General features: G+C 72.5%; 16 protein-coding genes. 8 read left to right on the top strand and 8 right to left on the bottom strand.

Annotated features, from left to right (window positions below; genetic code table 11):
• The 3 genes from BZL64_RS17630 to BZL64_RS17620 all read right to left on the bottom strand — a co-directional run.
• Window positions 1-135: SDR family NAD(P)-dependent oxidoreductase (locus BZL64_RS17630; RefSeq protein ID WP_143663186.1), on the bottom strand; the 135-nt coding region annotated here is incomplete at its 3' end.
• A 97-nt stretch (window positions 136-232) separates the two neighbouring features.
• Entirely contained in the window at window positions 233-733 is a 501-nt protein-coding gene (locus tag BZL64_RS17625; protein WP_086770145.1) for a hypothetical protein, read from the bottom strand.
• Window positions 730-3,255, bottom strand: a complete 2,526-nt coding sequence (locus BZL64_RS17620) for a molybdopterin oxidoreductase family protein (protein WP_086770144.1) — start codon at window positions 3,253-3,255, stop codon at window positions 730-732. The genes BZL64_RS17625 and BZL64_RS17620 overlap by 4 nt, the downstream gene beginning before the upstream one ends.
• A 408-nt stretch (window positions 3,256-3,663) precedes the next feature.
• Between BZL64_RS17620 and BZL64_RS17615 the strand changes: the two genes are divergently transcribed.
• The 3 genes from BZL64_RS17615 (at window position 3,664) to argG (ending at window position 6,329) form a co-directional block, all read left to right on the top strand.
• Window positions 3,664-4,575, top strand: coding sequence for a polysaccharide pyruvyl transferase family protein (locus tag BZL64_RS17615; RefSeq protein WP_244205379.1), 912 nt, complete (start codon window positions 3,664-3,666; stop codon window positions 4,573-4,575).
• A gap of 62 nt (window positions 4,576-4,637) precedes the next feature.
• Window positions 4,638-4,796 carry a hypothetical protein gene (locus BZL64_RS39845; RefSeq protein WP_158101537.1) on the top strand — a complete coding sequence of 53 codons (159 nt, stop codon included), beginning with the start codon at window positions 4,638-4,640 and terminating at the stop codon, window positions 4,794-4,796.
• A gap of 78 nt (window positions 4,797-4,874) precedes the next feature.
• On the top strand, window positions 4,875-6,329 hold the full coding sequence (gene argG / locus BZL64_RS17610; protein WP_086770143.1) for an argininosuccinate synthase: 1,455 nt from the start codon (window positions 4,875-4,877) through the stop codon (window positions 6,327-6,329).
• A gap of 89 nt (window positions 6,330-6,418) precedes the next feature.
• On the opposite strand, the gene BZL64_RS17605 is transcribed toward argG, so the two are convergent.
• Together BZL64_RS17605 and BZL64_RS17600 are read right to left on the bottom strand one after the other, a co-directional pair.
• Window positions 6,419-7,198, bottom strand: a complete 780-nt coding sequence (locus BZL64_RS17605) for an SDR family NAD(P)-dependent oxidoreductase (protein ID WP_086770142.1) — start codon at window positions 7,196-7,198, stop codon at window positions 6,419-6,421.
• 92 nt (window positions 7,199-7,290) lie between these two features.
• Window positions 7,291-8,175, bottom strand: coding sequence for an alpha/beta fold hydrolase (locus BZL64_RS17600; RefSeq protein WP_086770141.1), 885 nt, complete (start codon window positions 8,173-8,175; stop codon window positions 7,291-7,293).
• A 246-nt stretch (window positions 8,176-8,421) separates the two neighbouring features.
• On the opposite strand from BZL64_RS17600, the gene BZL64_RS17595 reads away from it, so the two are divergent.
• The 3 genes from BZL64_RS17595 (at window position 8,422) to BZL64_RS17585 (ending at window position 9,915) form a co-directional block, all read left to right on the top strand.
• Window positions 8,422-8,853: an ArsR/SmtB family transcription factor gene (locus BZL64_RS17595; protein WP_086770140.1), complete on the top strand. Its 432-nt coding sequence runs from the start codon at window positions 8,422-8,424 to the stop codon at window positions 8,851-8,853.
• A complete protein-coding gene (locus BZL64_RS17590; protein WP_086770139.1) occupies window positions 8,850-9,335 on the top strand; it encodes an SRPBCC family protein in 486 nt (161 codons plus the stop codon). Before BZL64_RS17595 ends, BZL64_RS17590 begins: the two co-directional genes overlap by 4 nt.
• Window positions 9,336-9,444: 109 nt before the next feature.
• Window positions 9,445-9,915 carry a hypothetical protein gene (locus BZL64_RS17585; protein WP_086770138.1) on the top strand — a complete coding sequence of 157 codons (471 nt, stop codon included), beginning with the start codon at window positions 9,445-9,447 and terminating at the stop codon, window positions 9,913-9,915.
• Between the two features lie 51 nt (window positions 9,916-9,966).
• Here BZL64_RS17585 and BZL64_RS17580 read toward each other — a convergent pair whose 3' ends face one another.
• Complete coding sequence (locus BZL64_RS17580; RefSeq protein WP_086770137.1) at window positions 9,967-11,466, bottom strand: 3-hydroxybutyrate oligomer hydrolase family protein; 1,500 nt, start codon at window positions 11,464-11,466, stop codon at window positions 9,967-9,969.
• 239 nt (window positions 11,467-11,705) lie between these two features.
• Here BZL64_RS17580 and BZL64_RS17575 point away from each other — a divergent pair, with 239 nt between their 5' ends.
• Window positions 11,706-12,203 carry a peptidylprolyl isomerase gene (locus BZL64_RS17575; RefSeq protein ID WP_086770136.1) on the top strand — a complete coding sequence of 166 codons (498 nt, stop codon included), beginning with the start codon at window positions 11,706-11,708 and terminating at the stop codon, window positions 12,201-12,203.
• Window positions 12,204-12,367: 164 nt separating this feature from the next.
• Here the strand turns inward: BZL64_RS17575 and BZL64_RS17570 are convergent, their stop codons facing one another.
• On the bottom strand, window positions 12,368-12,952 hold the full coding sequence (locus BZL64_RS17570; RefSeq protein WP_086770135.1) for a L,D-transpeptidase family protein: 585 nt from the start codon (window positions 12,950-12,952) through the stop codon (window positions 12,368-12,370).
• Window positions 12,953-13,203: 251 nt separating this feature from the next.
• On the opposite strand from BZL64_RS17570, the gene BZL64_RS17565 reads away from it, so the two are divergent.
• Window positions 13,204-14,226, top strand: coding sequence for an RICIN domain-containing protein (locus tag BZL64_RS17565; protein ID WP_086770134.1), 1,023 nt, complete (start codon window positions 13,204-13,206; stop codon window positions 14,224-14,226).
• Window positions 14,227-14,232: 6 nt separating this feature from the next.
• Here the strand turns inward: BZL64_RS17565 and BZL64_RS17560 are convergent.
• Window positions 14,233-14,727: CAP domain-containing protein (locus BZL64_RS17560; protein WP_143663184.1), on the bottom strand; the 495-nt coding region annotated here is incomplete at its 5' end.

Here is a 14,727-nt window from a genome sequence, read left to right as displayed (position 1 = left end):
GGCCGCCTCCAGCGCCTCCTCGCGGCGCGCGGCCAGCACGACGGCGCAGCCCTTGCGGGCGAAGGCCTCGGCCGTGGCCCGTCCGATCCCGCTGGACGCTCCGGTCACCACCACGACGTGGTTGCGCAGTCCCATCCCGTGCCTCCTCGGCTCTGCCGGGCCGGACGCCTTCTGTCCGGCCGCACGGCCGGACGGGTACCCGCGACCGGCGGGTCGTCCCGGCGTCCCCTCGTCAAAGGCTGGTCAGGACCTGGGGCGACAGGATCTTGATCATGGTGTTGGTCCAGCGCATCTGCCGCAGCGTCCGCGGGTGGCACCGGGAGGCCAGGGCGAGGAGGTCGTCGTCCCTGGTCGCCTGCGCGGCCTGGGCGAGCATCTCCCAGCAGAGGGAGTTCCCGGCGGCGGCCAGGTGGAGTTCGCGCAGGTCGCGCAGGAGCAGCAGGCCGGGCTCGGGGCGGTGGCCCACGGCTTCGGCGGCCTTCTCCCGTAGCGTGGCGAGGAGGCCCGGCGTGGGGGTCCCGGCGGGGTCGCCGAGGTCCAGTCCGTGGGCGTGACCGGCCTCGGCCAGGCTGCGGACGTGTTCGCGGGACCAGCCGGCGAGGTCGGTGGCGACGTGGTGGATCTCGTGGTCGGTGCGGTGCCGTTCGGCGACCGCCGTCAGCTGCCGGGCGAGGTGTTGCTCGCCGTGGTGCAGATCGCTGAGGGTGAGGCTGATGCCGTCGGTCCGGCTCATACGGCGCCCTCCTCACGGCCGTCGCCGCCCGCCTCGACCACTTCGCCCGCCTCGCCCGCTTCGGTGGCTTCGGTGGCTTCGGTGGCGAGCGCGGCGGTGCCGCCGGTGGTGGCCGGTACGGTGCCGGCGCGAGCGGGAGCGGACGCGGTGGTGGTCGGCGCCGGGGCGTGCTCGCCGTCCGCGCGTTCCAGGAGGCGGAGTCCGGCGGCGGCCGTCTTGAACAGCGGCTGTTTGGACACCGGGTCCCAGTCGGTGACGGTCGTCTCGTTCGCGGCACGCGGGGGCGTGTCGCCGTCCGGGCCGTGTCCGGCCTTGGTGTCCCAGTAGCCGTAGTGGAAGGGCACGAACAGCAGGCCGGGCCGGATGCCGGTCACCCGCAGCCGGCCGCGCAGGGCGCCGCGCGGGGTGCTGACCTCGACCAGGTCGCCCTCGCCGAGGCCCAGGAGGGCGGCGTCGGACACGGACGCCTCCACCCACACGTCGGGAGCGGCGGCGTCGAGCTGGGGGGCGCGTGCCGTCTTGGTGCGGGTGTGGAAGTGGTAGAGGGTGCGGCCCGTGGCGAGCTGGAACGGGTACTCCTCCGTCGGGATCTCGTGCGGCGGGAGGTAGCCGGCCGCTTTGATCACGGCCTTCCCGTCGGGGTTGAGGGAGCGGTACTCGGACACGTCGTCGGCCGCGCCGGTCACCAGGTCCTTGCCGTAGCTCTCGCAGACGTCGGGGTGGGCCCAGCTGATCCCGTCGGTGTAGAGGCGTGCCGTGCCGTCCGGGGCGCCCTCGTGGCAGGGCCACTGGATGCCGCTCGCGCCGCGCAGCTTGTCGTAGGTGATACCGGTGTAGTCGCAGGGCCGGCCGGCGCTGCACCGTTTCCACGCCTCGAACGCGGACTCCGGGTCGTGCCAGGTGATCAGCGGTGCGCCGTCCTTGTCGCGGAAGTCCATGCGGGCGGCGTAGGCGAGGAAGATGTCCAGGTCCGGCCTGGCCTCGCCGGGAGGTTCGACGGCCTTGTCGGACAGGTGGACCGTACGGTCGGCGTTGGTGAACGTGCCGGTCTTCTCGCCCCAGGTCGCCGCCGGCAGCACGACGTCGGCCAGCTGCGCGGTCTCGGTCAGGAACAGATCCTGTACGACCACGAAGAGGCGGTCCTGCTCCAGGATCGAGCGGATCCGGGCCAGTTCGGGCAGGGACACCGCGGGGTTGGTGCCGCTGATCCACAGCATGCGGATCGAGCCCTGCTCGGCGTAGCGGAACAGCTGCATGGCGTGGGTGGGCGGGGCGTAGTGCGGGATGGTCCTCGGTTCGACGTTCCACACGCGTGCGAGGTCGGCGACGTGGCTGTCGTTCTGCCAGTTGCGGAATCCGGGCAGGTCTCCGTCGGCGCCGCACTCGCGGGTGTTCTGCGCGGTGGGCTGCCCGTTCATCTGGAGGACGCCGGCGCCGGGCCGGCCGAGCATGCCGCGGAGCAGGTGCAGGTTGTTGATCTGGACGGCGGCGGCGGTGGCCTGGTGGGACTGGTAGACGCCCTGCAGCACCGTGGACAGCAGCCGGTCGGCCGTACCGATGATCTCGGCGGCCTCGCCGATCCGCGCGGCCGGCACGTCACAGATCCGGGCCGCCCACTCGGGGGTGCACTCCTTCACGCGGGAGGCCAGTTCGTCGAATCCGACCGTGTGCGCGGCGAGGTAGTCGTGGTCGACGCGGTCGGTGCGGATGATCTCGTGGAGGAGCGCGTCGAGCAGGGCCACGTTCGTGCCGACGCGCGGGGCAAGGTGTACGGCCGCCCTGCGGGCCACCTTGGTGGGGCGCGGGTCGACGCAGACCAGGCGGGGCGGGTCGGTGCCCTCCAGCCGGTCGAGGATCCGCATCCACTGCACGGGCTGGGTCTCGGCGATGTTGTGCCCGAACAGGGCGATGACATCGGCGTGGTCGATGTCGTCGTAGCTGCCGGGCTGTCCGTCGCAGCCGAAGGTCTCCTTGAGCGCCTCGGCGGCGGTCGCCGTGCAGAGGCGGGTGTTGCCGTCGAGGTGGTGGGTGCCGATCCCGGCCCGTGCCAGCACCGCGAGCGTGTAGTACTCCTCCAGGAACAGCTGCCCGGTGGTGTAGAAGCCGATCGATCCCGGGCCGCGGTCCGCCAGCAGTTCGCGTGTGCGGGACGTGATCCGCTCCAGCGCGGTGTCCCAGTCGCACGCGACGAGGCGCCCGTCCTGCCGGATCAGCGGTGTGGTCAGCCGGTCCGGCGAGGCGTTGGCCTGCCAGGCGAAGAGGTCCTTCGGACCCAGCCGACCGCGGTTGACCCGGTCGCCGGCCCGGCCGCGCACCCCGACCATGCGCCCGTCGAGCACGGCGATGTCCATGGCGTCGCCGTCGGAGTGCAGGATCGACGCGGTCTGCACCCACCGCTGCACCCGCGCAGGCTCGACCCCCGCCTCCAGGTAGGTGTCCACGCGCACGGGCCAGGGCTCGTGCCGCCCGTACGGCGTACGGCTGCCCCACGGCCATGCGATCCGGTCCACCGAAGCGTCCATGCGTGCCTCCCGGCGATCCCTGCGGCTCCGACCGGTACGGGGCCGTCACCCTCGCGGCCCGGCCGGCACGGGCACGGTGATCCGTGCGCCTCCGGCCGGGAAAGCGTCGGCGATCCCCGCCACCCCGAGCGGTACCGGGCCTTCGCTGCGGAATCCCGACCGCTCCCGGCCCGGCGATCCCTGCGGCTCCGACCGGTACCGGGCCCTCGCCACAGCGACCGCGACCCGTAGGAGGGCCGTCACTCCGGCATCCCCGGCCCGTGCGGGCCCGGCCATCCCGGCGACCGCGCGCGAGGCGTCGCCGCCCCGTCACCGGTACCCTCCGGCGCCGCCCTCTAACGGCGCCGCGACCGCCTGCGCCCCGGCAGCGGTGATTGCCGGCCCCGCGGGCAGGGCACCCGGGCCCCTGTGGCAGCGCGCGTGCGGATCCTGCTGACGGGGTGGTTCGGCTTCCTGGACGGGGAGGCGACCGCCGGGGACGTACTGGCCCTGCACCGGGTGCAGGACGTGCTGCGGCGCGCGGGGCTGGACCACGACGTCGCCTGGAGTCCCGGCTTCCGGCCGGCCGGACCGCATCTGACCCAGGTACGCCCCGAGGACTACTCGCATCTGGTGTTCGTCTGCGGTCCGCTGCACGGGCCGCAGATCGAGGAACTGCACCGGCGGTTCGCGCACTGTGTGCGGATCGCCGTGGGCACGTCGGTCCTCGACGCCGGCGGTCCGGCCGTCACCGGCTTCCACCGGGTGCTGGCGCGGGACGGCCCGGACACCGAGCCCACCGCGGATCTGGCGGCCCGTGCGCCCGCCCTGCCCGCGCGCCCCGTCGTCGGAGTGATCCTCACCCACGGCCAGCACGAGTACGGGGCGCGCCGCAGGCACGAGCGGGTCGCGGAGGGGGTGACGCGCTGGCTGTCCGGCCGGGACTGCGCCCGGCTGGAACTGGAGACCCGGCTCGACGTGCACGACTGGCGGCTGAGCGCGACCCCCGCCCAGTTGGAGGCGGTGCTGTCCCGGCTCGACCTGGTCGTCACCGACCGGCTGCACGGGATGGTGCTGGCCCTGCGTGCCGGGGTGCCCGCGCTGGCCGTCGATCCGGTCGAGGGCGGCGCGAAGGTGACGGCGCAGGCGCGGGCCTGCGGCTGGCCCGCACTGGTGCCCGCCGAACGGCTCGACGCCGCGGTGCTGGATCACTGGTGGGACTGGTGCGGGGCATCCGGCCGGGCCCTCGCCCGGCGGATCGGAGCCGGATTCCGGCGGGGCGGCGAGCCGGACGCCGCGGACGGTCTCCTGCGCGCTCTCGCACCCGGCCGGGCCGATTGACGGGGAAGCCACCGGGGCACCCGGTGCCCACCCCGAACCACCACCACCGAGGAGCGCCGCTCATGACCGACCACACCCCCAGTCAGGCCGAGGGCGAGCCCGACGAACCCGACACCCTGAACAGGACCGGCCTGCCCACGCCGGACCACCCGACGCCGTCCCAGGCGGAGGGCGAGCGGGACGACGAGCCCGGCAGCGGGACCGAGGCGGACGGCGGCTGAGGAGACCGACGCATCGCCGTACGCCGATGCCGGAAAACCCTCTTTGCATGATCATGCGAGATGCTGCATACTCTTCCTATGTCCAAGGTCCTCACCTCCCTTCCCACCGGCGAGCGCGTCGGCATCGCCTTCTCGGGCGGCCTCGACACGTCCGTCGCGGTCGCGTGGATGCGCGACAAGGGCGCCGTCCCCTGCACCTACACCGCCGACATCGGCCAGTACGACGAGCCCGACATCGCGTCGGTGCCCGGCCGTGCCCAGGCGTACGGCGCCGAGATCGCGCGTCTCGTCGACTGCCGCGCCGCGCTGGTCGAGGAGGGCCTGGCCGCACTCACCTGCGGGGCGTTCCACATCCGCTCGGGCGGACGCGCCTACTTCAACACCACGCCCCTCGGCCGCGCGGTCACCGGCACGCTCCTGGTCCGGGCGATGCTCGAGGACGACGTGCAGATCTGGGGCGACGGCTCGACGTTCAAGGGCAACGACATCGAGCGGTTCTACCGCTACGGGCTGCTCGCCAACCCGCACCTGCGCATCTACAAGCCCTGGCTGGACGCGGACTTCGTGACCGAGCTGGGCGGCCGCAAGGAGATGTCGGAGTGGCTCGTCGCCCACGACCTCCCCTACCGCGACAGCACGGAGAAGGCGTACTCCACCGACGCCAACATCTGGGGCGCCACCCACGAGGCGAAGACCCTGGAGCACCTCGACACCGGGGTGGAGACCGTCGAGCCGATCATGGGCGTGCGGTTCTGGGACCCGTCGGTCGAGATCGCCGCCGAGGACGTGACGATCGGCTTCGACCAGGGCCGCCCGGTGACGATCAACGGCAAGGAGTTCGCCTCCGCCGTGGACCTGGTCATGGAGGCCAACGCGATCGGCGGCCGGCACGGCATCGGCATGTCGGACCAGATCGAGAACCGGATCATCGAGGCCAAGAGCCGCGGCATCTACGAGGCGCCCGGCATGGCCCTGCTGCACGCGGCGTACGAGCGTCTCGTCAACGCGATCCACAACGAGGACACCATCGCCCAGTACCACGCCGAGGGCCGCCGCCTGGGCCGCCTGATGTACGAGGGCCGCTGGCTGGACCCGCAGGCGCTGATGATCCGGGAGTCGCTGCAGCGCTGGGTCGGTTCCGCGGTCACCGGTGAGGTCACCCTGCGGCTGCGGCGCGGCGAGGACTACTCGCTCCTCGACACCACGGGCCCGGCGTTCAGCTACCACCCGGACAAGCTGTCGATGGAGCGCACCGAGGACTCCGCGTTCGGTCCGGTGGACCGGATCGGCCAGCTCACCATGCGCAACCTCGACATCGCCGACTCGCGCGCCAAGCTGGAGCAGTACGTCGGACTCGGTCTGATCGGCACCGGCAGCCCCGCCATGGGCGCCTCGCAGGCCGCCGCCACCGGACTGATCGGCACCATGCCGGACATGCCGCAGGGCGGCGCCGAGGCCATCGCCTCGCGCGGTGAGATCTCCGAGGACGACGAGCTGCTGGACCGCGCCGCGATGGAGTTCGGCACGGACTGACCCCGCGTCACCGTCAGCATGTGAAGGCCGGTCCTGCGCCCTGCGCGCGGGACCGGCCTTCACATCTGCCCCGTGTCGGGATCCAGCGCTCAGTGGACGGAGAACCCGCCGTCCACGAAGACCGACTGCCCGGTGACATAGCCCGAGGAGCGGCCGGCCAGGAACACCGCGGCTCCGGCGAAGTCACCGGCCAGCCCGTTGCGCCCGACCATGGTGCGCGCCGCCAGCGCCGCCACCTTCTCCGGGTCGGAGGACAGCCGCGCGTTCAGCGGCGTCATGACGAAGCCGGGCACGAGCGTGTTGCAGGTGACGCCGTACGGCGACCAGGCCTCGGCCTGTGAGCGGGCCAGCGACTCCAGCGCGCCCTTGGAGACGCCGTACGCGCCGCTGTTCACGAACGCCCGGTGGGCCTGCTGCGAGGTGATGTGGATGATGCGCCCGTAGCCCCGCTCGGCCATGCCGGGCCCGAACCGCCGGCCGAGCAGATGGGGCGCCTCCAGGTTCACCGCCATCGTGGCGTCCCACACGTCCTCGTCCAGCTCGCCCATCGGCGGACGCAGGTTGATCCCGGCGCTGTTGACGAGGATGTCGGGCTCACCGAACACCGCGACCGCGTCCTCCGCCGCCGTACGCACCCCGTCGCGGGTGCTCAGGTCGCCGCTCACCCAGGCCGCCCGCGCGCCGTCGGCCGTCAGCTCGTCGACGGTGGCGGCGAGTTCGGACTCCTTGCGGGCCACGACGACCACGCTCGCCCCGGCTCGGGCGAGTGCCCCGGCGACGGCCCGGCCGATGCCGGAGCTGCCGCCCGTGACCAGGGCGGTCAGACCGTCCAGCGAGAACAGTTCGGAAAGGTAGTCGCGCGAGGTCATGACGGCACCCTAGACGCCGGGTTCAGGGCGCCGGGACCGGGGGCGGCCGTCCGACGCCCCGGTGCGGCGGGCCGGGGCGTCGGTGGCGCGCGTCAGACGGCTGCCGCGTCGGCGGGATGCTCCAGGAGGCTGAGGTAGGGAAGGTCCGTCAGGGGCCGGCCGGTACAGAACCGGAGGATGAGGTCGGCGTGGGCGACGTCCTGCTCCAGGGTGAACATGTGGTCGGCGTCGCGGAACGTCGCGAACGGGGCACGCAGTTCGCGGGCCAGCCGCCGCCCCTGCTCCGGTGTGGTGAGGTGGTCCTGCTCGCCCGTGTAGACGACGGCGGGGACCTCGAGGGCGATCGGCTCGTACCACTCGTGCAGCAGCATGCGGGCGTTGTGGTCGCAGGCCTTGGCGAGATCCTGGCCGCTCTGCGTGCGGAACTGGTGGCTGAGCATGCGCCACACGGCGGAGTGCCGGGGGATGCGGCGGTCGGGCGGCTTCACGAACGTCGCCATCAGGCTGTCGGCGAGTTCGTCGCGCCGGTCCTCCGCGACCATCGCCCGCCACCGCGGGATCATGCCCAGGTACAGCTGCGGCAGCCGGCCCGTCATCGCGCCGAGCAGCAGCCGGGACACGTGCTGCGGGTACCGCTGGGCGCAGCGCAGCGCGATCGCTCCGCCGTAGCAGGTGCCGAGCAGGTTCGCGTCGCGCAGGTCGAGTTCGACGAGCAGGTGACGCAGGGCGGCGGCGAGGAAGTCGTAGCCGTGCGCGGCGGGAAGCGGGTCGGCCGCGCCGAAGCCCGGAAGTTCCACGGTCACCAGCGAGGCGTGTCCGAGCAGCAGCTTCTCGTAGTTGGCCCAGGAACCGCGGTCCTGCATCATGCCGCCGATCACGACGAGGGGCCCGGTGACCGGGTCGGGCGACTCGCTGACCCGGCAGAGATACGTGAACCCCTCGTATTCCAGCCGGTGTTCACGCCTGTGCCCGGTCATCGGCGGCTCCGTCCGGCCGTCGGGCCGCGGCCGTGACGAGCACGGGACCACGAGCTTGCACGGTCGCTCGGCGTCGGCGGGGCCGCTGTGGAGAGGGCTTGTTCCATGGGAGGTTCAACGCCCGCTCCGCCCTCTTTGTCACGCTCGCCGAGGGGACGACTTCTCCCGCGGGGCCGCGACGGGCGCGCCCCGCGGCGTCGGGGAGACGGTTTACACCGGGCGCGAGAAGGACTAACCTACAACCAAATGGTTGTAGATGATGCGGACGACGGAGGCCTGAGCCGCCTCTTCCACGCCCTGTCTGACCCGACCCGCCGGGACATCCTGCGCCGCTGCGCGCACGGCGACCAGTCGGTGTCGCGACTGGCCGCGGAGTACCCGATGAGCTTCGCCGCGGTACAGAAGCACGTGACGGTGCTGGAGCGGGCCGGACTGGTGTCCAAGCGGCGCCGGGGACGTGAGCAGCTCGTCCGCACCGAGCCCGACGCCCTGGCGAAGGCCCGCCGGGCCCTCGACGAGCTGGAAGCACTCTGGAGGGGCAGGGTGGAACGCATGTCCGCACTGCTCGCGCAGGAGTCCCCGACGCCGCGACCGCCCGCACAGGGGCTCCGGCACTGCGAAGAACACACCGAAGCACACACCGATGAACAGGACCCGAGGAAAGGACCGGAATCATGACCGTGACCAGCGTGGACAAGGACTTCGACAGCCTCACCCTCACCCTGACGGCCGACTTCGCCGCCCCGGTCGAGAACGTGTGGCAACTGTGGGCCGACCCCCGCCGGCTGGAGCGCTGGTGGGGTCCGCCGACCTACCCGGCGACCTTCGAGGACCACGACCTGACCCCCGGCGGCGAGGTCACGTACTTCATGACGGGCCCCGAGGGCGACAAGCACCGCGGCTGGTGGCGCGTCACCTCGGTCGCGGCGCCCACCTCCCTGGAGTTCACCGACGGCTTCGCCGACCAGGACGGCACCCCCAGCGCCACGCTGCCCACCACCACGATGAGCATGCGGCTGACGGAGCACGACGGCGGTACGCGCATGGAGATCCGGTCCGCCTTCGCGACCCGCGAGCAGATGGACCAGCTGATCACCATGGGCATGGAGGAGGGCCTCAAGGAGGCCGTCGGCCAGATGGACGGGCTCCTCACCGGCTGAGCCGGGCCGGAACTCACACCCCGTGCAACCGTCGAGCCGTTTCAGGTGTCTTCTCCACCAAAAGGGATGATTCCGATCATCCATGCGAAACCGTTCCGCGGGGGAACACATGAACCTGGCACGCAACCGCACCCACCGCCGCACCATCCGTCGCACCACCCGACTCGGCGTCGCCGCCGGCCTCGTCGCCCTGTCCGCGACCGTCCTCGGCGCCGCCGGGGCGTCGGCCACCGGCAGCGCCGCGCCGCAGTCACGGCAGATCGCCTCCTCGGTCCTCGGCGGTGACCACAAGATCACTCTGACCGCGCTGCGCTCGGCCGAGGACGAGTACGCCGCGTCCGTACGCCTTCAGGTGTACGAGCGGACGGGCGGCGCCTGGAAGGAGACGGACCGCGTCACCGTCGGCGACGTGGACGGCTGGTTCTGGTACCCGCTCACGGGCAGCGGCGCCGTCTGCGCGTTCTCCACGGCGAGCACCGAACCCGCGCCGCTCACGGTGAGCCTGCTGCTCACTCCGTCCCTCGGCTGCTCCGATCCCGCGCACTACCTGGTGAAGGAAGGCCGGGTCTTCGCGGCCTGAGCACCGGTCGCGCCCGCCCCGGCGGAGGCACCGCCGGGGCGGGCGCGCGGGTCAGTCGCGGAGGGAGCAGTCGTCCAGCAGGGTGGCCGGGTCGGCGTCCGCCGGCCGCGCGATCGTCCGGCTCGCGGGCGGCCGGTGCCCGGACCCCAGCCATGCCTCCAGTGCGGTGACGGCCGAGCGGTGGCAGGGCAGCAGGGGGCGGAGCCGGTCGGGGAAGCTGTCGACCAGCGCGTCCGTGTGCGTGCCGTCCTCGACCCGGTAGTAGCGGAACAGTTGGCCGCGGCCCGCTTCCCTGACCATGCGGGCGTAGACGTCGGAGTCCCGGCCGATGGGCAGCAGGACGTCGAGGGTGCCGTGGATCGTGATCAGCGGCTTGCCGATACGGCCTGTCAGCGCGACGCGCTCCACCGCCGCGCCGACCTCGGGGGGCCGGGCCGGATAGTCGTAGTCGGCGTCGCAGCCCGGTACCGACCCCGGTGCGCAGTACGGCGTGCCCGCCTCGGCGGCGCCGTCGAAGGCGGGGTCGAACTCCTCGCGGTAGACGCGCTGGGTCAGGTCCCAGTAGACCTGGTGATGGAACGGCCACAGGAACTCCGAGCCGGCCGGGAATCCCGCCCGGTGCATTTCCGTGCGCGCCCGCTCGGCGGCGGGGCCGCCGGCGGCGTGGGCGGGGTAGTGGCGCAGGGCCGACGGCAGGAACGTGAACAGGTTGGGTCCCTCGGCCCGCCAGAGCGTGCCCTCCCAGTCCACTCCCCCGTCGTACAGCTCCGGGTGGTTCTCCAGCTGCCAGCGCACGAGGTAGCCGCCGTTGGACATCCCGGTGGCGAGGGTGCGGGTGGGCGGCCGGTGGTAGCGCTGGGTGACCACCGTGCGGGCGGCGCGGGTGAGCTGGGTGAGCCGGGCGTTCCATTCGGCGACGGCGTCGCCGGGGCGGGCGCCGTCCCGGTGGAAGGCGAGTCCGGTGTTGCCCTTGTCGGTGGCGGCGTAGGCGTAGCCGCGGGCGAGCACCCAGTCGGCGATGGCCCGGTCGTTGGCGTACTGCTCGCGGTTGCCGGGGGTGCCGGCCACGACGAGGCCGCCGTTCCAGCGGTCGGGCAGCCGGACGACGAACTGGGCGTCGTGGTTCCAGCCGTGATTGGTGTTGGTGGTCGAGGTGTCGGGGAAGTAGCCGTCGACCTGGACGCCTGGCACTCCGCTGGGGACGGCCAGACCCTTCGGGGTCAGTCCGGCCCAGTCGGCCGGGTCGGTGTGGCCCGAGGCGACGGTGCCCGCCGTGGTCAACTCGTCGAGGCAGTCCGCCTGTTGATGAGCCGCGCCCGGCACCCGCAGGCGGGACAGGCTCGCACAGTGACCGGAGGCGGAACCGAGGGCCGCCCCGGCGTCCAGGTCCAGCTCCGCGTCCGCGTCCGCGGGTGAGGGCAGCAGGGCCGCGGTGGCGGCCAGGGCGACGACGCCGAGGGCGACACGTCGGCGCGTCACCGGAGACCGTGGAGTCGGCGGGATCGGCGGAGTCGTTGGAGTCGGCGGGGCGGTGCCGGGGAGCAGGGCCATGAATGGGCCTCCAGGAGGGAGAAGTCCGACGGCTGGAGGCTAGGCGGCACGGGAAGGGGGCGGACATGTGCGCGCCCGCCACGACGTCGACGCGCTCTGGGTGGGACGACGCCATACGGCGCGGAAGGCTCCGGCACTACGCGTTCACGTACATGAACAACATGGCTGTCCGCGACGCCGTACGCCCCGACACGGGGGCTGGATTCGGCAGCCGCCGCCGGAGCGTGCAGGATGGGGGCATGACGACCAAGGTCTATTTCGACATCACCATTGACGGCAAGCCCGCAGGGCGCATCAACTTCAACCTGTTCGACGACGTCGTGCCGAAGACCGCGGAGAACTTCCGCGCGCTGGCCACGGGCGAGAAGGGCTTCGGCTACGCCGGTTCCTCCTTCCACCGCGTGATCCCGGGCTTCATGCTCCAGGGCGGCGACTTCACGCGCGGCGACGGCACGGGCGGCAAGAGCATCTACGGCGAGAAGTTCGCCGACGAGAACTTCAAGCTCAAGCACGACCGGCCCGGCCTGCTGTCCATGGCCAACGCCGGCCCGAACAGCAACGGCTCGCAGTTCTTCGTCACCACCGTCGTGACCGGCTGGCTGGACGGCAAGCACGTGGTGTTCGGCGAGGTCGCCGACGACACCAGCCTGGAGCTGGTGCGGAAGATCGAGTCCCTCGGTTCGCAGAGCGGCTCCACCTCCGCGAAGATCACGATCTCGGCCTCCGGCCAGCTCTGATCCCGTGCCCCATGGGCCGTCCCACGGTCGGCCCATGCCGGGCTCATCACCTTGCTTCCGGATCGACCCGCACGCGGCCACGTCCCGCCCGGTGTCCGGGCGGGACGTGCCCGCGTGCGCGTTCCCGCGGGCCGCGGGTCGGTCTGTCGCCTGTCGCCCATCGCCTACTTGACCGTGAGCGTCTTCGGCCAGCCGTAGCGGCCCGCCTTGCCGAACAGGTTCTTGATGTCGGCCGGCTTCAGCTTGACGCAGCCGTTGGAGTAGTAGTCGTTCGTGCCGTCCCAGCGCTCCGACTCGATCCGGCCCTGCCCGCCGTTCGGCTTCATCTCGCTGTGCACGAAGAGTTCCGTGCGCTTGGTACCGCTCGCGCCGTTGTTCTTGCACCGCTTGTCGGACACCTTGATGACGTAGCCGTTGATGATGCCGTCGAAGTTCGTGCGGTGGAACTCCACCTTGTACTTGCCGTTGGGCAGCCAGCCCCTGGCGGTGGCGCACGGGTTCGTGCTGCCGTTGCCCGAGCCGGCGCGGTAGGAGGCGACCGCCCTGTCCGCCGCGTTGGGCACGCTCTTCATCAGGTGGAGCCGGGAGTCGATCGGGTTGGCCGGGTTCTTCTTGAAGTAGAGGTAGTAGCCACCGCTCGCCGCCCGCGCCTCCGGGGCGGTCAGGGCGGAGGTGGCGGTGACACCGCCGAGCAGGGCCGCCGTGAGGGCGAGCGGGGTGATGCGGGTACGCAGGCTGTCGATACGCATGCGGAACTCCTTGTCGTCGGCTGTACGTCGATGAATCGCCGCCGACCGGTCCACCCCCGTGGGCCCGGTTCGCGGCGACAGCAACTGAGCCTGGGCGGAAGGATCTTGTCCGGCAAGGGCCTGCCCTGTCCGGGACAGCCGCGCCCCTGTCCGGGCTGGTCGGACGGCCGGCGGACGGACGGCCCGGACAAGCCCGGGATGTGGCCGGGACCCTCGTTGCCGGACGGGACTGCCGTGACGACAATGACGGCATGACGATCTCGGGGGGATCGGACCCGGACGAGGCACGTACCGCGTCCGAATACGTCGCCCTGCTGCGGCGGTTGAAGGACGGCAGCGGGCTGACGTACCGGCAGCTGGAACAGCGGGCCGCCGGGCGCGGCGACGTCCTGGCGCGCAGCACGGTCGCCGATGTGCTGCGGCGGGAGGCGCTGCCCCGCGCCGAACTGGTGACCGCGCTGGTCCGCGCCTGCGACGCCGAGACCGACCTGCCGCGCTGGCTCGCCGCCCGCGACCGCCTCGCCGCGTCGCAGGACGAGACCCGGCGGGACGAACCGGATAGGCCGGTTTCATCAGACGTACCGGAGGGGCGTTCCGTACGCCGTCGTCGGCTCGCTCCGGTCGGGAGCAGGCGGGTGGGGACCGCATCGCTCGCCGCGCTGGCCTCGCTCTGCACGGTCGCCCTGCTGGTCGTGGCCGCGATCGTGCTGCTGCCCGAGGGCGACGGCGCGCCCACCGGCGAGAAGGCGGGCAGCCAGGCCTCGGTGCGGCCGACGGCCGCGGCCACGGGCCCCGGCCCGGCCGTTGGCTACGCCCGTATCCGTCCCGCGCGGACGCCGGGCCTGTGCGTGACCGAGGGGGATGTCCGGATGACCGGCGCCGACCGGTCCAAGACGGTCGCGGTCCAGCGGCCCTGCGACCAGGCAGTGCCGCCGCGGACGTACCTCCAGAGGCAGGACGACGGGCTGTACCGCATCCAGTGGCGTCATCCGCAGCACGGCACCGGATGTCTCACCGTCCTCACCGACGGGCCGTACCGCAACACGTTGGAGCCGTGGGACGACTGCCGGTCGGGCGGGCCGGCCCAGCTGTTCCGCATCGAACGCGCGGGCGCGGCCGGTCAGTGGCGGCTGCGCCCGGCCCTGGACGACGGACTGTGCCTCGGGATGTCCGCGGCGGCCGCGGAGCCGGGAACGGCGGCCATGGCGCAGCGGTGTGCCGCAGGCGGAAACCCGGCGCAGGTCTTCCTCATCGGGAGCGAGCCGGCGGGCTGAGCCCGCTCAGAGCTTGGCGCCGAAGTTCTGCGTCCACCAGGGGCCGCCGCTTCCGTCGTGGATGCCCACGCCGATGTTCTTGAAGTCGCAGTTGAGGATGTTGGCACGGTGTCCGGGGCTGTTCATCCAGGACGTCATGACCGACTCGGCGCTCTGCTGGCCCTTGGCTATGTTCTCCCCGTAGGTGGACCAGCGGTAGCCCGCGGCGGTGATGCGCTGTCCCGGGTCGGCGCCGTCCGGGTTGGTGTGGTCGAAGAAGTCGCGGGCGTCCATGTCCTCGGAGTGGTTCAGCGCGGCGCTCCGCAGCTTCGCGTCGTCGGTGAGCGGGCCGCAACCGGCCGCCGCCCGCTCCTTGTTGACGAGGGCGATCACCTGCGCCCCGGTGTCGGTCGGAGCCGCCTGCGCCACCGGCGTGCGCGATGCGCCCGGCCTCGGCGCGGGGGCCTTCCCGGCGGCCGGCGTGCTCTTGGCGGGGCGGGGGCTCGGCGAGGTGCTCGGGCT

Source organism: Streptomyces bobili (genome assembly GCF_002154575.1).
GTDB classification, from domain to species: Bacteria; Actinomycetota; Actinomycetes; order Streptomycetales; family Streptomycetaceae; genus Streptomyces; species Streptomyces bobili.
This window is presented reverse-complemented; position numbering and strand designations above follow the sequence as displayed.